The 22,603-nt window shown below is 57.4% G+C and carries 20 protein-coding genes and 1 tRNA gene; 10 read left to right on the top strand and 11 right to left on the bottom strand.

Translation table 11 applies throughout. The features are described 5' to 3' along the window. Positions 1–270: 270 nt before the first annotated feature. A complete protein-coding gene (ffh, locus tag GYM47_RS02450; RefSeq protein WP_139528275.1) occupies positions 271–1,683 on the bottom strand; it encodes a signal recognition particle protein in 1,413 nt (470 codons plus the stop codon). 267 nt (positions 1,684–1,950) lie between these two features. Here ffh and GYM47_RS02445 point away from each other — a divergent pair, with 267 nt between their 5' ends. Next, positions 1,951–2,748 carry a cytochrome C assembly family protein gene (locus GYM47_RS02445; protein WP_139528274.1) on the top strand — a complete coding sequence of 266 codons (798 nt, stop codon included), beginning with the start codon at positions 1,951–1,953 and terminating at the stop codon, positions 2,746–2,748. A 101-nt stretch (positions 2,749–2,849) separates the two neighbouring features. Next, on the top strand, positions 2,850–4,124 hold the full coding sequence (locus tag GYM47_RS02440; RefSeq protein ID WP_139528273.1) for an HlyC/CorC family transporter: 1,275 nt from the start codon (positions 2,850–2,852) through the stop codon (positions 4,122–4,124). Here GYM47_RS02440 and GYM47_RS02435 read toward each other — a convergent pair. Together GYM47_RS02435 and GYM47_RS02430 are read right to left on the bottom strand one after the other, a co-directional pair. Continuing rightward, positions 4,121–4,801 (bottom strand): 1-acyl-sn-glycerol-3-phosphate acyltransferase, encoded by a 681-nt coding sequence (locus tag GYM47_RS02435; protein ID WP_139528272.1) that lies wholly within the window; start codon positions 4,799–4,801, stop codon positions 4,121–4,123. The two genes, GYM47_RS02440 and GYM47_RS02435, sit on opposite strands and share 4 nt — an antisense overlap. Further along, on the bottom strand, positions 4,798–5,412 hold the full coding sequence (locus tag GYM47_RS02430) for a TetR/AcrR family transcriptional regulator (protein WP_139528271.1): 615 nt from the start codon (positions 5,410–5,412) through the stop codon (positions 4,798–4,800). Before GYM47_RS02430 ends, GYM47_RS02435 begins: the two co-directional genes overlap by 4 nt. 189 nt (positions 5,413–5,601) lie before the next feature. Here GYM47_RS02430 and GYM47_RS02425 point away from each other — a divergent pair, with 189 nt between their 5' ends. Beyond that, positions 5,602–6,288, top strand: coding sequence for an SOS response-associated peptidase (locus tag GYM47_RS02425; RefSeq protein ID WP_139528270.1), 687 nt, complete (start codon positions 5,602–5,604; stop codon positions 6,286–6,288). Beyond that, positions 6,288–9,131, top strand: coding sequence for an insulinase family protein (locus GYM47_RS02420; RefSeq protein WP_153843426.1), 2,844 nt, complete (start codon positions 6,288–6,290; stop codon positions 9,129–9,131). Before GYM47_RS02425 ends, GYM47_RS02420 begins: the two co-directional genes overlap by 1 nt. A 17-nt stretch (positions 9,132–9,148) precedes the next feature. Here GYM47_RS02420 and sbcB read toward each other — a convergent pair whose 3' ends face one another. The 4 genes from sbcB to minC all read right to left on the bottom strand — a co-directional run bounded on the left by sbcB (position 9,149) and on the right by minC (position 12,719). Then, positions 9,149–10,642 carry an exodeoxyribonuclease I gene (sbcB, locus tag GYM47_RS02415; protein WP_153843425.1) on the bottom strand — a complete coding sequence of 498 codons (1,494 nt, stop codon included), beginning with the start codon at positions 10,640–10,642 and terminating at the stop codon, positions 9,149–9,151. Between the two features lie 123 nt (positions 10,643–10,765). Then, on the bottom strand, positions 10,766–11,017 hold the full coding sequence (gene minE / locus GYM47_RS02410) for a cell division topological specificity factor MinE (RefSeq protein WP_016915987.1): 252 nt from the start codon (positions 11,015–11,017) through the stop codon (positions 10,766–10,768). Beyond that, complete coding sequence (gene minD / locus GYM47_RS02405; RefSeq protein WP_139528267.1) at positions 11,014–11,832, bottom strand: septum site-determining protein MinD; 819 nt, start codon at positions 11,830–11,832, stop codon at positions 11,014–11,016. Before minD ends, minE begins: the two co-directional genes overlap by 4 nt. Before the next feature lie 149 nt (positions 11,833–11,981). Beyond that, a complete protein-coding gene (gene minC, locus GYM47_RS02400; protein ID WP_139528266.1) occupies positions 11,982–12,719 on the bottom strand; it encodes a septum site-determining protein MinC in 738 nt (245 codons plus the stop codon). Positions 12,720–12,900: 181 nt separating this feature from the next. Here minC and GYM47_RS02395 point away from each other — a divergent pair, with 181 nt between their 5' ends. Further along, on the top strand, positions 12,901–15,708 hold the full coding sequence (locus GYM47_RS02395) for a DUF349 domain-containing protein (protein WP_153843424.1): 2,808 nt from the start codon (positions 12,901–12,903) through the stop codon (positions 15,706–15,708). Positions 15,709–15,808: 100 nt separating this feature from the next. Here the strand turns inward: GYM47_RS02395 and phbB are convergent, their stop codons facing one another. Next, the gene (phbB, locus tag GYM47_RS02390) at positions 15,809–16,555 is read right to left on the bottom strand and encodes an acetoacetyl-CoA reductase (protein WP_139528264.1); all 747 of its coding nucleotides are present in this window, start codon (positions 16,553–16,555) and stop codon (positions 15,809–15,811) included. Positions 16,556–16,831: 276 nt separating this feature from the next. Between phbB and GYM47_RS02385 the strand changes: the two genes are divergently transcribed. After that, positions 16,832–16,908: transfer RNA gene (locus tag GYM47_RS02385), tRNA-Met, on the top strand. Positions 16,909–17,100: 192 nt separating this feature from the next. Here GYM47_RS02385 and GYM47_RS18555 read toward each other — a convergent pair. Then, positions 17,101–17,343 (bottom strand): helix-turn-helix domain-containing protein, encoded by a 243-nt coding sequence (locus tag GYM47_RS18555; protein ID WP_153843423.1) that lies wholly within the window; start codon positions 17,341–17,343, stop codon positions 17,101–17,103. 125 nt (positions 17,344–17,468) lie between these two features. Between GYM47_RS18555 and GYM47_RS02375 the strand changes: the two genes are divergently transcribed. From GYM47_RS02375 to GYM47_RS02360, 4 genes are all read left to right on the top strand, one after another. Further along, positions 17,469–17,708 (top strand): hypothetical protein, encoded by a 240-nt coding sequence (locus GYM47_RS02375; RefSeq protein ID WP_153843422.1) that lies wholly within the window; start codon positions 17,469–17,471, stop codon positions 17,706–17,708. Then, a complete protein-coding gene (locus GYM47_RS02370) occupies positions 17,701–18,921 on the top strand; it encodes a site-specific integrase (protein ID WP_153843421.1) in 1,221 nt (406 codons plus the stop codon). The genes GYM47_RS02375 and GYM47_RS02370 overlap by 8 nt, the downstream gene beginning before the upstream one ends. Then, on the top strand, positions 18,908–19,864 hold the full coding sequence (locus GYM47_RS02365) for a TraI domain-containing protein (protein WP_153843420.1): 957 nt from the start codon (positions 18,908–18,910) through the stop codon (positions 19,862–19,864). The genes GYM47_RS02370 and GYM47_RS02365 overlap by 14 nt, the downstream gene beginning before the upstream one ends. A 76-nt stretch (positions 19,865–19,940) precedes the next feature. Continuing rightward, positions 19,941–20,159, top strand: coding sequence for a BPSL0761 family protein (locus tag GYM47_RS02360; RefSeq protein ID WP_022520330.1), 219 nt, complete (start codon positions 19,941–19,943; stop codon positions 20,157–20,159). Between the two features lie 180 nt (positions 20,160–20,339). Here the strand turns inward: GYM47_RS02360 and GYM47_RS18550 are convergent, their stop codons facing one another. Beyond that, a complete protein-coding gene (locus tag GYM47_RS18550) occupies positions 20,340–20,543 on the bottom strand; it encodes a 3'-5' exonuclease (RefSeq protein WP_144410431.1) in 204 nt (67 codons plus the stop codon). A gap of 82 nt (positions 20,544–20,625) precedes the next feature. Then, positions 20,626–22,557, bottom strand: a complete 1,932-nt coding sequence (locus GYM47_RS02350; RefSeq protein ID WP_153843419.1) for a hypothetical protein — start codon at positions 22,555–22,557, stop codon at positions 20,626–20,628. Between the last annotated feature and the right edge of the window lie 46 nt (positions 22,558–22,603).

Genomic DNA, 22,603 nt, shown 5'->3' with positions numbered 1-22,603 from the left:
TACGCGAGTGGGACATAGCGCAAGCCGCTATCAGAACACTCGTCATACTGTTTTCTTGGCGCACCGCCTGCTTATCAAAGCGTTGGCGAGACTCCATCAGGACCTTCACTGGGCAGTGTCGGAGACCACGCTGACGCGCATTTTCCCAACACCCACGCATGAAGAGGCCGCATTCTACGCAAATGCGCCCGGCTTGGAAAGCCTGATAGCCAGAAAACTCACAGGCCGTCAACCATGCCGAACGCGCTCAAGCGCACTCTCCAGGCGGTACTAGCGCCAGGGTAAGCCGCCAGGGCCACCCATACCCCCCATGCCGCCGGGGCCACCCGGACCACCACCGCCGCCCATCATGCCCGACATACCGCGCATCATTTTCTGCATGCCGCCTTTCTTGCCCGCTTTCTTCATCATCTTCTGCATCTGCTTATGCTGCTTGAGCAGGCGATTTAGATCGGGCACCTGAAGGCCTGCGCCAGCAGCAATACGCCGTTTGCGAGAGCCGTTGATGATATCGGGCTTGCGGCGTTCGTGGGGCGTCATGGAGTTGATCAGCGCCTCCAGCTTGCCCAGCTCTTTTTCAGGACCAGGGCCTTGCGCCAGCTCGGCCATTTGTCCCATGCCGGGCAACTTGCCTAGCAAACCGCCCATGCCGCCCATTTTCTTGAGCTGCTGGAGCTGGTCGCGAAAGTCTTCCAGGTCAAAGCCATCGCCTTTCTTGACCTTGCTGGCGAGCTTCGCGGCCTTGTCTTTATCGACGGTGCGTTCGGCCTCTTCGATCAGCGACAGCATGTCGCCCATACCCAGAATGCGCGACGCGACCCGGTCAGGATGGAAAGGCTCGAGGGCATCGACTTTCTCGCCCACACCCATGAATTTGATGGGCTTGCCGGTGATATGGCGCACCGAGAGCGCGGCACCGCCGCGCGCATCGCCATCCGCCTTGGTCAGTATGACACCGGTCAGCGGCAGCGCATCGTGGAAGGCTTTCGCGGTATTGACCGCGTCCTGGCCGGTCATGGCGTCGACGACGAAGAGCGTTTCCTGGGGGGAGATCGCCTTATGCAGCGCCTGGATTTCCGCCATCATCGCTTCATCGATGGCCAGGCGACCGGCGGTATCCACCAGCACCACGTCGTGGAACTGAATCTTGGCGTGTTTGATGGCCGCATTGGCGATATCGACCGGTTTTTGATCAGAGCGCGAGGGGAAGAAGTCGACCTGCACCTCTTTCGCCAGCGTTTCGAGCTGGTCGATAGCCGCTGGACGGTAGACGTCTGCCGACACCACCAATACCTTTTTCTTCTCGCGCTCACGCAGGTAGCGGGCCAGCTTGGCGACGGAGGTGGTTTTACCGGCCCCCTGCAAACCCGCCATCAGCACCACGGCAGGCGAGCCCTTCAGGCTCAAGCCCTCGTTGGCCTCGCCCATGATCGCTTCCAGCTCTTGCTGGACGATTTTGACGAACTGCTGACCTGGCGAGAGGCTTTTTGACACCTCTTGACCTACGGCGCGCTCGCGTACCCGTTCGATGAACGCTTTAACGACCGGAAGCGCCACATCGGCTTCCAGCAGCGCTTTGCGCACCTCGCGCAGGGTGTCTTTAATATTGTCGTCGGTCAGCCGTGCTTGGCCTTTGATCGACTTCAGCGTCTGGGAAAGACGCTCACTCAGATTCTGAAACATGGGGCCTCTGCCTCCGTCGCTGTCGCCGGGCGTATTCACCGGACGAATGTGGCGGCAATTATACGCGCTCGCGGCTTGAGTCTCCATGGCCGTCAGCGTTGGCGCTCGACGGCTGTGCGACGCCGCTTTGATTGGTTATAGTAGGGTAGCCGTTCTAGAGGGAACGGAGAAAGCCTGAGGCGCGCTGGCAAGTTGCCCCTCAGCAAACGTTGTCGCCGATTTGGCCCTATTGTTCAACAACGCGCTGCAAGGCGCATGGATAGCATCATGCAGGCGCTCCCGTTCGCCACGATCGCTTTTGTACTCTATGTCGCCGCTGCCATCTGGCAGGGCATGACGCTGTTTCGCCGGGTGCCACCTCGCCAGGGGATGGTGCGCCTGCTGGGTGCACTCGGCCTACTGCTCCACATCCCCGTCGTCGTCAAACTAGTGGGTGCATCTCCGGGACTACTCCCCGGATTTACCACCAGCGCCACGCTACTGATGGCGGTGGCCGTCAACGTGGTGCTCGTCGCCAGCCTCTTCAAACCGGTACTGAATGCCGGTATTGCTCTCTTTCCGCTGGCCGGTATTGCGCTGATCGCGGCGACATGGCTACCCAGCCAGGGTAGCCATAGCGGCCTGACGCCGGGCATCTTGCTCCACGCGGTAAGCTCTGCACTGGCCTTTGCCGTGCTGGCCATTGCGGCAGTTCAGGCGGTGCTGGTGGGCTTGCAGAATCAGGCGCTGCGTCATCACCATATTCGCGGCATCGTTCAGTCGCTACCACCGCTGACCACCATGGAGCGCGTACTGTTCGAGCTGGTGTGGGCAGGCATCGTGCTGCTCACCCTATCGATCATCAGCGGGCTTATCTTCCTCGATAATCTTTTTGCCCAGCACTTGGTGCATAAAACGGTGCTATCGCTGGGCGCTTGGGTCATCTTTACTACGCTCTTAGTAGGGCGTTACCGGTTTGGCTGGCGTGGCATGCGCGCCGTACGCTGGACACTCGGCGGTTGTGCTCTACTGCTGCTGGCCTACTTTGGTAGTAAATTCGTGCTGGAAATTCTGCTTAACCGCTAAGCCTGCGGGCATTGCGGTCAAGCAGCCCTGGCGGCATGCTTGACACGCTACTGGCATCCTTCTACAAATCGAGCTTCATACGCCATAAAGGAACTTTCGACTTGAGCGACGACTTCCCCCTGGGGTTACTGTTCGGCCTGCTAGCCTTACTCATTTTGCTGTCTGCCTTCTTCTCAAGTTCTGAAACAGGCATGATGTCGATCAACCGCTACCGGCTTAGCCACCAGGCCAACAGCGGCGACCGCAGAGCCAAGCGTGTCATGCGCCTGCTCACCCGGCCCGATCGTCTCATTGGCGTCATCCTCATTGGCAATAACTTCGTCAACAACCTGGCAGCCTCGATTGCCACCATCATCGCCATTCACTTTTTTGGCGATGTATCGGGCCCCGCCATCTCCACCGCGCTGTTGACCATCACTATTCTGATCTTTGCGGAAGTGACGCCCAAGACGTACGCAGCCATCAAGCCAGAGCGCATCGCCTACCCCACGTCCTTTGCGCTGGAACCGTTGCTCAAACTGCTCTACCCCTTGGTATGGCTGGTCAACGTAATGTCTAACGGCCTGCTACGCCTGGTGGGCGTCAAAAGCGTCGATAACGGCGGCGACAATCTTACCCGTGACGAGCTGCGCACCGTGGTGCACGAAGCGGGCACGCTAATCCCCTACCGCCACCGCGCCATGCTGCTATCGATTCTGGACCTCGAAAATGTGACGGTGAACGACATCATGGTGCCCCGCCACGAAGTGCTGGGTATCGATTTGGACGATTCGCTGGAAGACATTCTGACCCAGATCCGGACCAGCCAGCACACACGCCTACCGGTCTATAAGGGCGATATCAACAACATCATTGGCATGCTGCACCTGCGTAACGCTGCGCGCTTTTTATCCCGCAGCGAGGTGACTAAAGCCGCCATCGTTCAAGAAGCGCGGGAGCCCTACTTCATTCCCGAGTCCACGCCACTGCATACCCAGCTGCTGAATTTTCAGAAGCAGAAGCGACGGATCGGTATCGTAGTGGATGAGTACGGCGATGTAGAGGGCCTGGTGACGCTGGAGGATATTCTCGAAGAGATCGTCGGCGAGTTCACCACCGACGTTTCCGAAGATGACGAAATTCATCAGCAGGACGACGGCAGCCATGTCATCGAAGGCACGGCGAATATCCGCGAGATCAATAAGATGCTTGGCTGGCAGCTACCCACCGACGGCCCCAAGACGCTGAACGGGCTGATTCTCGAACACTTGGAGGCGTTCCCAGAAGGCCCTGCCTGCCTGCAAATCGGCAATACACGGATGGAAATTCTGGAGATTCGCGACAACTTGATCACATCGGCACGTTGCTGGCAAAAACTACGCCTGCCCCGCCGTTAATCCGCCTGCTTCGACGGGCGCCGAGCGATGTCGCTGTCGCCCGCGGCTTTCAATGCTCTAACTCGCTGCTCTAAAAAACGCCTTAGCGCGACGCCTTCGACCTCATGGACGGCGATGGGTGGGCCAAAATGCAGGCTCACTGGCGCCCTAAAACGGGAGGGCCACTTTTTCAACGCCTTGCCGCCGTAGTGGGACGTCCACGACCCCCATAGTCCCGCCAGCCCGGCAGGAATCACCGGTACATTGTCACGCGCGAGGATGGTTTCGAGACCACGACGGAAGGTGTGAATCTCCCCATCGGGGGTCAAGCGCCCCTCTGGAAATACCATGACGATATCTCCCTGGCGCAGCGCCCTGCTCACCTCATCCAGGGTGCGCCGCAGCGCGCCGGGGCTGTGGCGCTCCGACTCAATCGGAATCGCCCCCACCAGTTGGAACCACCACTTCAGCCAGCGGGATTCAAAAATAGGCTGGTCCATCACGAAGCGCAGCGGGCGGGGGCTTCCACCGCCCAGCACCAGTGCATCCATGAAGCTCACATGGTTGCACACGACCAGCGCCGCCCCCTGCTTGGGAACATTGAATTGACCGTGTACAGATAGCCGATAACAGCCGCGCATGGCCAGGTAAATGACACGGCGTAATAAGCAACGGGTGGTCTTGATCCCCCATGTCACGTCGTGGCACCCCGGTGACGCAACCCAGCCAGCACCGTGCTCATGAGCTGCTCCAAGAGTTCATCGACCTTGAGTTGCTGACCCTGCCAATAGCCAAGCCGCTCATTCAAGCCAAGCTGCACCAAGCCATGTACACTGCCCCAGAGCGTGCGGCCTAGACGACGCGCTTCCAAGTCGTCTAGAACGGGTTGATACTGCTTTAACGAGGTTTCTACCTGCGTAAACAGCGCCTCGATGAGATCGCTCTGACGCTGGTCCAGCTCACCCTCCTGAGCCAGCGGATAGTCGAACAACAGCTGCCAGCGATAACAGTCCTGCTCGGCGAACCGCCAGTAAGCATGCGCCAGAGAACGCAGCCAGGGCTCGGGATCGTCTTCAGCCAAACTCGTGATGGTGTGCTGCAAACGTGCGAGGGTTTCTACGTTGACGTGCTGCAATAAATTGTTAAAGCTGCCGTAGAGTTTTAGCAGCGTACTGGGCGCGCAGCCCACCTCTCTGGCCAGAGCACGTAGTGATAAACCATGGACTGGCTGCTTAGCCAACCACTCATCACAAGCGTGCATGACCTGCGCGTGGAGGGCATCGGGCGCATGCTGTCTAGGACGGGCCATGGCGATCTCTTCAGGTCAGCGGCAAACAGGGAAGAATGCCTCCTCGCGCTTTAGCGTGAGCAAGGTATACGATAGGATACCTTACATCGAACACTGTTTTCGACACTAAAACGCGACATTTAACGTATTACGACTTCCCTTTGCCATTTTGCATCAGCGCCGCAGGCATCGCGCCCTAAGGAGACCGGCATGACGGGACGCCTACACGTACAGCGCCTATCCCTTGCCCGCCTTGCGCCAGACCTCAAAAGCACCGCTTTGCTCATCGAGTCTCCCAACTTAGCACCGCGCCAGCCCGTGTCCGCCCTTCGTTTAGAGCAGGGGCAGTTAACGCACACGCCGCTCTTTTGGGGGCTGACGCCGCCCTGGCTCAAGGTCCTCGACCACGCCCCGCACTGCGCCCGAGCGGAAACGCTGAGTGAGCGCCCCATGTTTCACGAAGCGTTCAACGCTCGGCGCTGCGTGATTCCGGTGAGTGGCTTTTACGTGTGGAAGCCCCAGACACGCAGCAAGCAACCGTTTCTGGTGACCCACGTGAACCGCTCCCCGCTGCTACTCGGTGCGCTCTGGTGCCGTTACCACACCACGCTGACCACCTTTACCGACTCGACGGCGCTGATTAGCGTGCCAGCCAACGCCTGCCTATCGTCGCTCACCGACCGCTTGCCGGTGATCATTCCCCCTCAGGCGCTACACCGCTGGCTAGACCCTGGCACCGACGTCGAGGCACTAACGCCCATGTTGATGCCCGCCCCACTGGAACTGTTGGGCGCTTTTCCGGTATCAAAGCATGTGAATAACCCTGCCTATCAGTCACCCTCTTGCGCACACCCTACGGGGCCCATGTTGCGCTGGTCCGTGTCACAGGAGCCGTAATGTTGCCCACTATGTCTGTTATTCCGCCTCGCCTGCTGGCAAGGCGCGCGCTTGTTGGCCTGACCATCGGCCTGCTCTTGGCGCCCGCCACTCCCCTCTGGGCAGAAGAGAGCCCGGTCGCCGAGGCCATTACCCCGACCATCAGCCCTTTCGATGACCGCGACTACCGGGTCATCACCCTCGACAATGGCTTACAGGCGCTGCTGGTCAGCGACCCCGATGCCGACAAGGCCGCCGCGTCCATGAACGTGCGGGTCGGCAGTGCTCAAGACCCGGACGACCTCCAGGGTCTGGCCCACTTCCTTGAGCATATGTTGTTTTTAGGTACCGACCCCTACCCGCAGTCGGATGCCTATCAGCGCTACATCTCGGATAACGCAGGGTCGCACAACGCCTTCACGGCTCAGCAGGACACCAACTACTTTTTCGATATCGAGCCCTCCGCGCTGCCCGGCGCGCTGGATCGCTTTAGCGAATTCTTTCTCTCGCCGCTGTTCAATGCCGACCACCTGGAGAGCGAGCGCAACATCGTCCACTCCGAGTACATGGCGCGCATCCGCGATGAGTCCCGTCGTGAAAACGACGTGCTGAATCAACTGCTCAACCCAGACAATCCCACCACCGGTTTCGCGGTGGGCAGCAGAGACACCCTGGCCAACCCGCCAGAGGGCGAAGCAACGCTACGCGAGCGGGTGATCGATTTTTACCACCGCTACTACGACGCCAACGTCATGAACTTGGCCGTGGTGGCCCCCCAGCCGCTCGACGAGTTGGAAGCCCTCGTGGTGGAGCGCTTTGCCGACATTCCTGACCATGGATTAAGCGCACCCACCGTCGACGAGCCGCTGATCGACCCCGACACCTTGCCGCGCTATATCGAACGAGAGTCGCTGCAGGATCGCCGCCAACTGCGTTTCTACTTCCCCGTTCCCGACCCCACGGACGAGTACCGCACCAAGCCGACTCAGCTCATCGCCCACTTACTAGGCGATGAGGGCGACGGTAGCCTGCTGGCCGTGCTGCGTGAGGCGGGCCTGGCCGATGGGCTCTCAGCGGGTGTGGGCCGCGGTGATGGCAATGAAGCACTATTTACCGTCTCCATTAGCCTGACGCCCATGGGTGCCGAACGCCTTGACGACATCGAAGCCACGCTGTTTGCCGCGATCGAGCAGATTCGCGCCGACGGGCTGGCCGAGTGGCGCTACGACGAGCAAAAAAGTCTCAGCGAGCAGGCGTTTCGCTTTCAACAGCACGGCGCCCCCCAGCAAGAGGCCACCCGCCTAGCCATGAGCCTTTCGCGCTACCCGGTGGAAGACGTGCAGTACGCCGCCTATCGCATGGACGGCATGGACAGCGAGCGCCAGCAGCTCTACTTGGACGCCCTAACGCCTGACAACCTGCTGCGCGTCTACTCTGCGCCGGATGTGGAGAGCGATACCGTCTCACCGTGGTTCAATACCCAGTGGAAAGAGCTGCCACCCACGACGGCCGGTCAGATCTTGAGCGGTCTCGCGCTCCCTGCCCCCAACCCTTTCATTGCCAGCGACCTAACCCTTCAAGCGGGCCAGGACGAGCAGCCGTCGACACTCATCGATACGCCGACGTTTACCGCTTGGCACATGCAGGACAGCCGCTTCAATACGCCCAGCGTCGAATGGCGGGTGAGCCTACAGCACCCCAGCGCCAGCTACTCGGCGGAAGAGGCCGTGCTGACGCGGTTACTCGCAGGCTGGCTCAACGACAGCCTCAACGAGTCGCTTTACCCCGCGTGGCTTGCCGGTCAGTCGTTTAGCGCCTACGCCCACGCGCGCGGTATGACGCTGTCGTTTTCCGGTTGGCGGGATGGCCAAACGCCGCTCATCGAGCAAGCCATCGAGCAGCTTCAGCAGGCGGATATCTCTGCTGGCGCCTTCGAGCGGGTGCGCTACCAGCTACAGCGGGAGTGGCGCAACGCGCCACGCGCGTCGTTGACCGGCCAAGCCAGCCGAGCCCTGGGTGAGGCGCTGCTCTCCCCCCAGTGGTCGACCGACGAACTGCTGGCCGCCAGCAAACGACTCGATAAGCACCACCTGGAGGATTTTCGCGAACGCTTCCTCGATGGTCTATACATCGACGCCATGGCCGTGGGGAACCTGACCGCCGACCAGGCACGAGAACAGGCCAGTCTCATTCGCGGCGCGCTGACCCCGCGCTTGACGCAGGATGACATTCCCACGCTGGCGCCACTGGAGGCGAGCGAGGAATCGACGGTGCTTCATCCACACAGCACCCGTGAAGAGTCACTGGTACTGCGCTACCTGCAGGGGCGCGATACCAGCATCGACGAGCAGGCGCGCCTCAGCGTTCTGGCCCAGTGGCTGGACACGCCCTTCTACCAGCAGTTACGCACCGAGGAGCAGCTTGGCTATATCGTCAATGCGGGCTATTCGCCGCTGCTGGAAGCACCGGGCATTGGTCTGATCGTGCAGTCGCCGGACGTGGATAGTGGCACCATTGCCGAACGGATGGACGCCTTCATGGCAGCCGCCGGGGAGCGCCTCGAGACGCTCAGCGATGAGGAGCTGGCGGCCCACCGGCAAGCGGTGCATGACCGACTGCGCCAGCGGGATACCAGCCTGCAGGGCATGGCCAATCGCTATTGGCAAGCCACGGCACTCGACGAGGTACGCTTCGACCGCCGTGAGCAGATCGCAGAACGCGCCCTCGAGGTTAGTGTCGAGGAGCTGCAGGCGCTCTGGCCTGCGCTGCTCGCACACCCGCTAGACATTCGCTTCAATCCTGGGGATGCGCCCAGCGATATCGCCGCTTACCGTGAGACGCTCGCCCCCTTCGACGCTCGCTAGCCGTCACCATTGCCAGCTTAGGCATCGAATGCCTGGGCTGGCATCATGGCCTCGACGAACATCACCAGCTCTTCGAGAATCTGCCGCTCATGATCGGTGAGCGGCTGCTGATTGTAACGCTCGATGTCACGCGCAAACGCTTTGAGCGTCAATCCCGATAGCGCAGGATCGTTCATACGCATCCAGCGAAACGCCTCCCACTGCTCGCGCTCTTCACCCTCCAGGGTGTCGGGGTAGCTGCGGGCACGCAAGCGAAACAGCATCTCCTCCAGGCGCGGGTCTTGAAAAGCAAAGCGTTGGCCCACCAAGTCCCAGGGGTCCATCGCCAGCACCCGCTCCATCTGCTGACGATCCGCCGCAGAGAAAAAGCTGCCGGAGTAGAGCATCAAATCAGGGTCTTGGGGCGACTCTTCGTAGCCGCCGCTGAATACCTCGGTCACCTTCTGCGCCACGCCGCTGGCCTCGCGCAGAGTTTTCCAGTGCCCTCGACAGGCGGCGATGTCGATGCCCAAGCGCGCCACGATCGCACCGTACTCGCCCTTCTGCTCACCTTCCACGTCTTTGAGCACCGTGGCGGGAAAGACCACCGGACAGCGATTGATATGAATCACCTTGAGCGGAATGCGCGCCTCACCTTCAGAAAGGTCCTGCTGACTGACGAACACGCGTTCACGAATCTGCTCGGCACTGAGCGACAGCAAATCGCCGGGGTCGACGCTCAAATCGTACACGATCACCCCGTTGGGGTTGGTGGGATGCTCTGCCAACGGCATGACCAGGGCGCTACAGCCTCGGCTGGCCGGATAACGGCGGGAAATGTGCAATAGCGGTTTGGCGCTGGGAAGGTCGAGCTGTTTGGCCACCGCGCGCTTGCCGCGCAAACCGAGCAAATAATCGAACAGCTTGGGGTTACGCGCTTTCAGAAGTCGTGCCAAGGCGATGGTGGCGCGCACGTCGGCCACCGCGTCATGAGCCCCCTCATGGGCAATGCCGTTCGCCGCCGTCAGATGCTCTAGTTTGAAACTGGGGGCGCCATCCTCTCGCAATGGCCATTCGATACCCTCTGGGCGCAGCGCATAAAACGCCCGCACCACATCGATCAAGTCCCAGCGGGAGTTGCCGTTTTGCCACTCGCGGGCATAGGGGTCGAGCAAGTTGCGATAAAACAGATGGCGCGAGACTTCATCATCGAAACGCAGGCTATTATAGCCTGCCACGCAGGTGCCGGGCTCACTCATGGCGCTCTGCACTTGCCGCGCGAATTCCGCTTCTGGCAGCCCACGGCGCTGCGCTTTTTGAGGGGTGATATCGGTAATCAAACAAGCCGCGGGGTGAGGTAGGTAATCATCAGCGGGCTTACAATACAGTTCGATGGGCTCGCCGATTTCATTGAGGTCCGCATCGGTACGTAATGCAGCAAACTGAGCGGGCCGATCGCGGCGAGGATCGGCACCAAACGTTTCATAATCGTGCCAGAGGAAACTGGCAGGGGCGGCATTCGGTGTCGCCATGGATGCAAACTCCCTTGAGCGTGACCGCCCATCCATGCGCCGACAACCTTCGCTGGATGGGAACAAAAGCCCAAGACTAGCACACCCGCGACGCCACCCGCCGCCCCGAACGCACATTGACGCTTAGCTTTTGGGCAGCGTTACGTTCAGTTCCAGTACCGAGCAGTTATCTTCACTATCCAGTGAAATTTGAATGGCATCGTCGTCCACATGCACGTAACGACGAATCACTTCGAGCAGTTCGCGCTCAAGCAGCGGCATGTAATCAGGCTGACCACGCTGGCTACGCTGATGCGCCACGATGATTTGTAATCGTTCTTTGGCCACCGAGGCGGATTTCTTGCGCTCACGCTTCAAGAACTCCAACAGTTTCATCGACGACTACCCCCAAACATCCTGCTCAACAAGCCTTTACGCTGCATCTCATGAAAGCGCAGCGGCATCTCCTCCCCTAGTAGGCGTGACACAGTATCGGCGTACGCCTGGCCCGCATCGCTCCCGCCATCATGGGTGACGGGCACCCCTTGGTTAGAGGCTCGTAACACGGCTTCGGATTCTGGAATGAGACCCAATAGATCGATCGCCAGAATCTCGCGAATATCGTCCAGGGTCAGCATATCGCCTGAGGTGACACGGGCAGGGTTATAGCGGGTAATCAGCAAATGCTCTTTGACCGGATCGAGGCCCTGCTCGGCACGCTGAGTTTTCGAACCTAGCAACCCAAGAATGCGATCAGAGTCACGTACCGAAGAGACTTCGGGGTTAGTCACGACGATGGCTTCGTCGGCGTAGTACATTGCCAGTTGCGCGCCTCGCTCGATCCCAGCGGGGGAATCGCACAAGATGTAGTCGAAATCATCTTTCAACTGCTCCAGGACTTTCTCAACGCCTTCTTGGGTCAGCGCATCCTTATCCCGGGTCTGCGAGGCCGGTAAAATGAACAAATTCTCGACGCGCTTATCACGGATCAGCGCCTGATTCAGCCCCGCCTCGCCTTGGATCACGTTGACCAAGTCATACACCACTCGGCGCTCGCAGCCCATGATCAAATCCAGGTTGCGCAGCCCCACGTCGAAATCGATCACGACCGTCTTTTTGCCACGCAGCGCGAGCCCTGTCGAAATCGCCGCAGCGCTGGTGGTTTTACCGACCCCCCCTTTACCTGAGGTCACAACTATAATTTTGGCCAAGAGTCACTTCCTTCTTGAAGTCGTTCATTGCGAGCGCGTGGCGCTACCCGCATAACGGGAACATCACTGTCAACAAAACACACACTGTAACGGATCGCAGCCGTGGCGTCGCTAAGCACGATGCACTATCCGACACTCAGTCGTGTGGCTTATCCCAGCGGCTTAATCTCTAACTGCTCTTTGACAAAATGGACTTCGGCAGCACGTCCCAACAGTTGAGAGTCGATATCTTCCAGCCGTTTGTAATTACCCGCCACGGAGAGCAGTTCGGCTTCCAACTCGCGACAAAAAATACCCGCTTGAGTATTGCCATGAATGCCTGCCAATGCGCGGCCACGTAACGCGCCGTAAACGTGAATACTGCCTGCCGCCAACACTTCAGCGCCTGCATTGACGGCACCGATGACGATCAAGTCGCCCTCTGCAGCGCTCACCTGCTGGCCTGAGCGCACCGTGCCACGATAAAGCCGGGATGCTCCCAAACCGCTCGTTTCAGGCTCGCTGTCGGTTTCCTCGGGTTCGGCAATCGGTTCAACGCTTTCCAAGGCGCGTACGCGTCCCTCTTCAACGGGTGCGAACCACCCCAGCCCTAGCGCCCACGCCGACTGTCGAATCGGCTCGGCTCCACCGCGCACCGCTACGGGCAATAGTTTGTGATCACGGCATACTGCGCAGATGCGCTCCAGGGCCAGGTGGGGCTCATCGAGTTTTTCCACGCTCAGCACAACGGGTGTATGCTGAAAGAACGCAGGAGATTGCGACAGTTTGCCAGCCAGCTGACGCCGGATACGCTCCGGGTCAGCGCTCGTCAACTCCATGACGGTCATCGGCAGCATGCCGCCCTTGAAGGTGAAGGCTACGTCGGCACTGTTGGCGTTGAGGCTCATGGCCGAACTCCATGTCATGTTCAGGTAAGATAAGGGTAGCGCAATCTCGCGCCTTGCGTGGTGACTGGCTGGAGAACTCACCGCGCTAAGGCAAAGCTAAGCGACAGCGACGAGGACTGCAACCGCCTGCTCATCGATGTCTGATTTTTTTCACGTTCCGCACCTCACAGCAGGATGATCCATGCACGGACTGTTACGACGCCTGTTCGCTCCTCGGTGGCAACACCCCGATCCCGAGGTGCGCCGCAAGGCACTTCAATCCCTCGACCCGCAGCACTCAGAGCAGCGGGAGGCCCTACTCTCTCTGGCCAGCGATAGCGACAGCGACATCCAGCTCGCGGCCCTGCTTGCGCTCGACGATATCGAAAAACTGCTGGCTGCCTATCCGCCGCATCAGGAGAACGAGTCATGGTTCAACGCGGTGTGTCAGCGGCTCACGGGTGCCGAGGGGCATAGCGACCTACAGCAGCGCCAAGCCCAGGTGGCGTTGCTGAGCGACCAACGACTGCTCAACGCGATTGCGCTGCAGGGCGACAATCTAGGCCTGCGACTCATCGCCGTTGAACAGTTGAGCAATGAAGCCGATCTAGTCCACCAAGCGTGCCACAATAGCGTAGCAGCGGTACGCCATCAGGCAGCGCAGCGTATCGATAGCGAGGAGTCGCTCAAGCGGCTATTGAAAGAGGCGCGTCGCGACCGCCAGATCATACGTTTTGCGAAGGAGCAGCTCACCCAGCGGCGTAACGACGAACAGTGGTTAGAAGAGCAACAGGAACAGCGCGAGCACCTATTGAGGCAGTTGGAGCAGCACGCCCGTGCCCCGTGGGAGCCACTTTACGGCGGCCGTTTGCGCCACTTGGAGCGCGAGTGGCAGCAGCTCAATCATCCGCCCAGCATCAGCCAAGAGCAGCGTTTCCAGCAAGCCATGCTGGGATGCCGTAAAACGCTGCACGATCACGAAACCCAGGAACAGGCGCATCAACAGCGCCTAGCCCGCCGCGCTGAAGCGGATAGTACGCGTGACCATCTGCTGGAGGGGTTAGAAGAAACCTTAGAAGGCCTCACCCAGGCCGAGGAACTGACCGCCCAGGATATCGACAGCCTGCGCGCCCAGCGTCAGCTTTTGGGTCAGCGCTGGCAGGCGCTGTCTGACCTTCATCCTCCTAACGAAGTCACGCAGCAACGTTACAGCCAAGCGCTGGCGCAGTACGAGCAGAGTATGGAAGCGTGGCAGCGCTGGCAAGCACAATGCCCTGCGGTGGAGCGCGCCCTGGCCAATAGCGATGATCAAGCGTTGTCAAAGCATGTCAACGCATGCCGCTGGCCCGAGGCCCTGACCCCACCTGCGCTTCTGGCTCAGGCGCAAAAACAGCTAGCGTCTCAGCAAGCGGCCCCCGCAAGCCCAGAGGTGTCGCACGATGCGCTTGAGGGTGAGCTCGATAACTTCGAGCACCTGCTAGAGCGCGGCGCGTTCAAGAGCGCCAGCCGCCTCCACCAACGTTTGAAGCCCACCTTCGATGCCCTCACGGACGAAGAGGCCAAGCCGCTCAAGCGTCGCTTGAAACATCTTGGCGCGCGGCTTGCCGAGCTGCGCGACTGGCGCGGTTTTGTGGCAGGTCCCAAGCGTGAGCAGCTCTGCGCCAGTATCGAAGCCTTGGCCGACGATCCTCATATGGCCGAATCGGCGCTGGACCGTCATCACCGCCAGCTCGTAAAGGAGTGGAAAGCACTGGGCGATGCGGCAGCCAATAGAGAGCAATCCGCGCGCTTTCGTGCAGCGTCTGATCGTATTCATGAGCGCTTAGCGCCCTGGCGTGACCAGCTCGACCAAGAGCGCGAGGCCAACTTGCGTGGCCGCGAGGCACTCTGTAAGCAGCTTGAAACGCTGCTGGCTCAGCCCGCCGAGGATGCAGACCCCGACGTGCTGCGGGAGATCCGTGACAAAGCACGTCACCAATGGCGCCACTACTCTCCCATCCCCCGAGAGCACTCCGAAGCCATTGGCCGCCGATTTGGTGCGATTCGTCACCGCCTTCAAGCACTGATCGACCAGCGCGCCGAGCAAATCGCAGCGCAAAAACGTTCAATGATCGAGCAGGTACAGGCGTTGCAGAACGATTCCGAGCAGCCGCTGGCAACGCGTATTGCTCACACCAAGCGGCTACAGCAGCAGTGGCGGTCACTCGGGCGGGCGCCAAAGGGTGACGAACAAGCGCTCTGGAAGACCTTTCGTAGCGCCTGTGACCAGCTTTTTGCGCAGCGCGACGCTCAAAAACAGGAGCAAGCCGCTCGGCAACAGCAAACGCTCGACCAGCTTCAGCATCTCATTGATGACATGGATAGCTGGCAACCCGCCCACGCCAATGAGGCCGAGCGGCTAGAGGCTTACCTTGCCCGTCTTCAGCAGCTAGAGCCGCTGCCCCGCAACCGCCGAAGCGACGGCATGCAGAAACGGCTTGGCGGCATCTTGCGTGCAAAACGGGAACGCTTGAGCCGCCTTGAAGTCGTCGACAAGGTGCAGCAGTGGCATGCGCTACTGCCCCTGATCAATGCACATCTGGCAGCGGACCATCGGGCACTCAGTGGTGAAGATGCTCAGACGGTGGACGCCGCTGGCGTGCTGACCGCGCCTCTGCCCACTACGTATCGCGATGCGCACCAGCGCCGTAACGAGGTCCGTTCGTCTACCACGCAGCCTCTCTCCAGCGCACAGCAGGACGACGTTGAGGAGCAGTTGGCACGCCTGCGTGTCCATCTCTCACTGCTTGCTCTCGGCAGCGTCAAGCAGCGGGACGAACCGCTAAGGCTTGCCATTCAAGTAGAGCGTTTGAATAATGGCCTGAACGCTGAACGCAGCAAAGCAGACGAACTAGAGGAGGTGCTGGTCGACCTCTTGGCCCTCGGCCCTATGCCAAAACGTCTTTGGCAGCAGGAAGTCAACGAGTTGGACAACCTACTGGGCCGTTTAGCGCGCCCACCGCAACCCTAACCGGAGCGTACCTAGTCGCTAAATAGCAAACGGGAGGCAGATCGCCTCCCGTTTTGCGTTCTCTTTCTTGTGGAAAGAGAACGTGGGGGATGTCGGGGGCTTAGCCCATGAATTGGCCACCGTTGATATCGATGTTGGCGCCTGTAATGAAGCCGGACTCTTTATCGGCCAGGAAGGTCACCAAGCGGCCAATCTCTTCGGGAGTGCCGTAGCGCTTGACCGGAATCGTTTCACGAATCGCTTCGCGCACCTGCTCCGGAATTTTCATGATCATATCGGTGGCGATATAGCCAGGCGAGACGGTGTTTACGGTAATGCCCTTGGTCGCCGTTTCTTGCGCCAACGACATGGTCAACCCGTGCATCCCCGCTTTGGCTGCGGCGTAGTTCACCTGCCCGAACTGTCCTTTGCGACCGTTGATGGAAGAGATGTTGATGATGCGACCGTAGCCGTTCTCCAACATCATCTCGATAACGCTGCGGCAGGTATTGAACACACTGTTCAAGTTGGTATCGATGACCTGATACCACTGCTCGTAGGACATTTTCTTCATGGTGCCATCGCGAGTGATACCGGCACAGTTGACCAGCACGCTGATCGGACCATGCGTTTCATGGATCTCACGGGCACCTTCGACGCAGGCATTGTGGTCGGATAAATCAACACCCGATAGCGCGATGTTGTTATAGCCGTCGGCTTTTTGCGCTTCTAACCAGGTCTTGGCCTTGTCGGGATTGTGATACCCCGCCACTACCAAATAACCCGCATCCGCCAACGAACGGCAAATTGCCGTTCCGATTCCACCAGTTCCACCAGTTACCCAGGCGACGGGGGCTTGATTGGCCATTGACTACCTCCCTGATATGACAAATGGCTTGGACTTTAAGCACTGTTATGGCGTCGCAAGCCACTTTGAATGAGCGCTTTCACGCTTCTTTCACTCACGGCATGCCGCGTGTTCTCTTGGGCGACACACCGACAGTAAGCTTTTTGTTATGCCTATTGAAAGCATAGCTTTACTCTTTCAATGTTGCAGCACGATGAAGCTGACCACCAGCAAGGAAACGTTTTATCGAAGGGGTTGACTTATTGCCATAAATACGTAGAATACGCCCCACGTTGATGCGGGGTGGAGCAGTCTGGTAGCTCGTCGGGCTCATAACCCGAAGGTCATCGGTTCAAATCCGGTCCCCGCTACCAATATTTTGAAAGGCAGATCAGTTACTTACTGATCTGCCTTTTTTGTTGCCTGCCCTTCCAAAAAGCTCTGTGCCCAAATTGTGCCCACACCGTGCCCATTTTTTAAAATGCCTCTCGATAGGTAAAAAAAGTGGTGACCTTCAGGCACCGAGCAGCTTCTTCAACACTTCCTTCGTTTTCCTTCCTACCGAGTTAGGGTTCAGGTTCTGGACTGGGCTCCTTGATGTGAGTCACTAGCTGTTCGATCTCACAATCAAAGTAGTAGCAAAGCCTGTCTAGATTATCTGTGACCGTACTGTGGCCTGGGTGATTGATAATTTTCGATAACGTCATCCGGTTGATGCCCGTTTCTTTCGCTATCTCCCCGATCGTAATTCTGCGCCGCTCGGCAAATTCCTTCTCAGCAATCAGCTCTTTTAAGTGATACCGAATCATCGTCTTCTCTATTATTGATCATAAAAATTATCAAAAAGTGGTTGAAATAATCATTTGATTGTATATATTTCTAATCGAGCGATTAAAAATATTATCAAATGATCACCACATGAGGAGATAGTCTCATGGACTGCACTTTTCTGACAACGGAAGAACTCGCCTCTCGTATCAAATACGATGCACGTACCATCCGCCAGCAGCTCAAAGACAGCGTGCTTATCGAAGGCACCCATTACATCCGCCCCTTTGGTCGTCGGAAAATCCTGTATATCTGGGAAGCTATTCAAGAGGAAATGCTGCGAGAAACTCCTCGCCAACAGCAAGTCGTCATACCGATGGCTAACGGAGGCATCTGCCATGGGTAAGGTCCGCGTTCGCCAGGAAAGCAAAAAGCTTTTCATCGACTTTCGATTTGACGGCCAGCGCTTTCGTGAGCAGACCCTGCTTGACGATAACGCAAAAAACCGCAAACAACTGGAACTGCTTTTACAGCGCATGGAAGCAAAAATGCTGCTTGGAGAGTTCCATTATGCAGAGTTCTTCCCTAATAGCAGCAATTTACAAAAACTGAAAGCTCACCAGCCAACCGTTCCCAATGAGCAGCAAGATGCTGCTGTTTTAGGCACACCACTCTTCAACGAGTTTTCTGAGCAATGGTTTGAAGAGAGCAAGATCCAGTGGCGTGCTTCTCATGTGCGCAATGTGAACTCGATCTTAGATAGCTCACTTAAGCCCGCATTCGGTAAAAAGCTCGTCGGTGACATTACGAAGGCCGATATCCTGGCGTTTCGCGCCAAGCTGTCTAGACGTAAGGGACGCGGCGCAACGGGGCTGGTGTCACCAAAGACCATCAACAGCCATATGACCATTCTTCGCATGGTGCTGGATGAGGCCGCAGAGCGATTCGATTTCGAGACGCCATACAAAAATATCAAACCGTTAAAGCTACAGAAAACGCACATCGAGCCCTTCTCGCTCCATGAAGTCCACCGCATCATCGATAACGTGCGCCCCGACTATCGCAACTACTACACGGTGCGCTTTTTTACCGGTATGCGTACCGGTGAGATAGATGGATTGAAGTGGAAAAATGTCGATTTCGCTAAACGAGAAATCTTGGTGCGCGAGACATTGATAAATGGCGAAACGGAATACACCAAGACCGATGGCTCCCAGCGTGAAATCCCCATGTTTGGGCAGGTATATGACGCCTTAAAAACGCAGTACGCCGCGACTGGGCGTATGAGCCAGTACGTGTTCTGCAATCAACTGGGACAGCCGCTTGATCACAACAACGTGACGAAACGCGTGTGGTATCCCTTGCTGAGGTCGCTTGGGCTGACGAAACGCCGCCCGTACCAAACTCGCCATACTGCCGCGACGCTGTTTCTAGCCTCGGGTGAGAATCCAGAGTGGGTGGCACGGATGTTAGGACACAGCTCAACCGAGATGCTGTTTAAGGTCTATTCGCGCTATGTGCCTAATGCCACACGTATGGACGGCTCTGCTTTCGAGCGTTTATTAGGCAATGCCACGTCTACCAAGCCCGAGAAGGAGCACCGCCATGAAACGGCCTAATCAACAAGCTCCAGCACACCTGTCTCGCACTTTTACGGGCACTTATCGCCTTACAGGGCGCGTGGTGGAGTTCGACAATGCAAAAACGCCTTTTCTAAAGCTTCGGCTAAGCGACTGCGAAGGTGATCGTATCGCAATGCTGAATTTAGCAAAGACACACGTTCCTGAGCGCATTGGCCATTTGGATTTTGTTACTGCATCAGGAGTAAAGTGCTTATCGGGCCAATTCCTACTTGATGAGTTCCGCAAGGCGACCCGTGAGGAAGTCCACTCACTGGACACGCTACAATCGCTACCACGTGTGTACGCCCCCGCACCAGCGGTTTTCGATCAATTAGTGAAGACCGTACAGTCTCTGCAATCGGAGCACTTACGCAGTTTTTTAACACGGGTATTGGAACGTAAGGACCGTATCGAGGCGTTTCTGAATGCACCCGCCAGCGTGACCTACCACCACGCCTATCCAGGTGGGCTGCTAGAGCATTCGCTGAACGTCGCGAATAATGCTGTTGCCATGCTGCGCTTAAATGAGCCAGCTATGCAGCGCCTGATGCAGGAAACGTGCTTTGTAGCGGGGCTGTTGCACGATATTGGTAAGACGTATACATACGACTCGAAAGGCAAGCCCAACGCGGCGTGGAAGCTCTGTAGCCACGATGCGTTTACGCTAGAAGCGTGTGCCTATGGCCTTGCCTACTTAGACCAACATGAACCTGATATTGCGATGACCTTACGCCATATCTGGACATGCGCCTCCCCGGGTGCGCGTTATGGCCAGCCAGCCGCCATGACACTGGCTCGCTACATTCGTGATGCAGATGGGCAGAGTGCAATGACAGATAACCAGCAGCGTGCGTTTCGTAGCAAAAGCCAGTGGGGCTTTAGCCGGATTGGGCAAAACGTTTTTTGGCGGCCTCAGCTAGCGCACTCATTGACACCATAACATCGAAGCATCACAAGCATTTCAAGAGCCGTCATAATAAGCTTGTGATGGCTTTTCATCATAAGGAGTAAAGGTTATGACTACCCCAAGCGAGCGCACTCGCGCCATTATTCAAACCCATGAATTTCTGACCGAACTTAGCCGAAGTCACCACCTAGCTGAAGACATCCGCACGGAAGCCAAGAGGCTATTGCGGCATTACCCATCAAAGCGAGAAATGTTAGAAGCTGCCCATGTCGAGCAGCATTTAGCGGAGGGAACCGTTTTTCAGCCAATGTTCACTACAGCGCTGTAGCTTTAACATCTGGGCTAAACCACTCGCTCATCTGCCCATAGCCATAGCCATAGCCATACACAAACGCCAGCTTACGTGCGTGCGTTAAGCTGACTACACCAAAGCCTGCACTTCGTTCTCTCGCTGACGGCGGGTAACGGCATCTGCAGCAGCGCTCACTACAACATCGAGCGGAAACCGTCATCGATTAACAGAGGCGATGAATACTGCATCAAACTCAAGGCCTTTTACTCGGTGCATCGTGGCAAGGTTAAGCGCACCATCTGGCGTGCGCGTGATGCGGCCATCCAGCAAATCGCAAAGTTGCTGGCGAACTTCCAGTGCATGCTTTATCTCGTTTACTCCTTTACAGGTACGCGCAATAACACAACAGGCTTGAGGCACCAACGCGTTGATGATGACCGTACTATCTCTGAAGCCAGGTTTTTTTCAGAGCTTCCTTATCAAAATTAACTGTAATTATTTTCTAACAGTCACCCAAAAACCCATCATCTACCATCCAGTCAGGCTCGGGAATCACGGCCGATTGCTCCATTTGCTTTACTAGCGTGCGCGCGCCAGAGGCAGGCACTAGTGCTAGCTGCAACAGTTGTTGCTTAGCCGTAGCAATATGCTGGTTGTTTGGAAACCCCGGCATACGCCACCGAAACCATTCATCGGACTGGCGAGATAACGTCATCAGCAGCGCCCGAGTAGGACCTAAGTTGTAGGCGAGCTGATGGGCTAACAGCGCCGGTAGTGATGTCCATGGAGCAAGATTAGCGATAGCATTTAATAAGGCTGTCGTTTGCATGGGCGTTAAGTCTCGCGCACGTAGCAACCGTGGCAAATAGCGTGCAACGCCTGCCTGGCCATTCGGTAGTGACAATCGTGGCCACTCCCCCTGGCCATACAGCGCGACGAGTACATCCGTTGCTAACTCACTCAAGGTGGGTAAACCTTGCTCCACAGTTGCCACACGTAGAAGATGCACTAAACCGTCACGTTTTTGTGCTTCTTTTAATAGGGTTGTGCGATACGCCCGTGCATCAGAACAGTGAGGCATACACAACGCCCAAAGGTGTAAATCCGCACTAAAGCCCTCTTCAACACGATCCACGGGCAGCTGCCAAGCCCAACGCTTATCAGCACGTTGGTAGTCTTGGTGGGTTAATGATAGGCGTTTGCGCTTGCGTCCACCCAAGCGCTGCCAGCCACTTAAAGCGCGTCGGCACTGCCAGAGCGCGTTGAGTGCTATGCCTTGTTTGGCCAAACGTACCAGCGTACTTAATGTGTAAAACACGCCATGAGGAGTGTGGCGTTGCGCAAGCACGTTTAACACACCTTCTAGTAATCCATGCTCTCCCGCCTCTATTCGGGTCAAGCACTGCGCCAGCGTCGACTCATCAATAAAAAAGCGCGCCTGGTTCAACAGTGAGTGCGGAACACTGCCGTAACAGTCTACGGGCACACCATCGGGCAGCGATACGGTGGTTAAGGCGCGGCAATGATGTAACGCGACATGTTTTGCCCAGCTAAGCGTGAGGGTTGTTAAGTGTGGCATATGCAGTTGCACATGATCCCAGGCGTCGGCGAAGGTTAGTGCTTTTACGCTCCCTCGTAACGTGAGATGTTTGCGAGCTGTATGGCGTAAGGATGAAGAAGGCCGAGCATCCGGCGTCTCACGTAATTGATTATGCGCTCCTTTTACGGTCGCTAAGGCTTTTATCCCTGCCACCTCATAGGAACCGCTAGATTGAATGGTCAGCGTGTTAAGAACGGATGCTTTCTCTATACTCACCTTAGTGGGGCCATCAATGACGCACTGTTCGACATGAGACGCATCGGGCAACATCCATGTGCCCTCGCCTGAGAGCCGTAAGCTTGCAGGCAAAAGACGTGGGTTGAGCACAACAGACAACTGATTGGGATTAACCGTTAATTCATCGTCCTCCCCCTTCTTCCCTGTCGAAGGGCAAAGATCGTCACTGTGTGCATCATGGCCCAAAAGACGTACGCCCTCGTAGGCTGCCTTGTGAGACACCAAACGTAGCGTACCTGCTTGCCAATCCGCATCTAACTCAGTGACGTTTCCATGAATGAATAATGAGCGTGGCACATCCATACAGAACAGATGGATAACAGCACCTTGGGAGAGCTCAGGCAAATAGATCATGCGCAAGTTAGGCAGTCGGTCTAGCTGTAAGTGCAGGTGTGTTTGCGCGCCACAGTCGCGAAAGTCCAACACTTCCAGCACCGGATCATCGTGGATATCCAAGGCACGCAGATGCATCTCTTTAACGACTAGCCAAGTACCTTGATGCGCGTTACCACATTCACCTACCAAAGCACCGCCACCATTATCGTCCAGCAATAATGTATCCATGCCCACTCCTCTTTGTTGCATAAGAAGCAGCATACGGCACGGGTGCGACGCTCTGTGTCGCATTATTCAGACATACTGA

It is taken from the genome of Vreelandella piezotolerans (assembly GCF_012427705.1).
Classification (GTDB): domain Bacteria; phylum Pseudomonadota; class Gammaproteobacteria; order Pseudomonadales; family Halomonadaceae; genus Vreelandella; species Vreelandella piezotolerans.
Note: the sequence above shows the minus strand (reverse complement) of the source record. Positions and strands in the feature narration are given on the sequence as shown.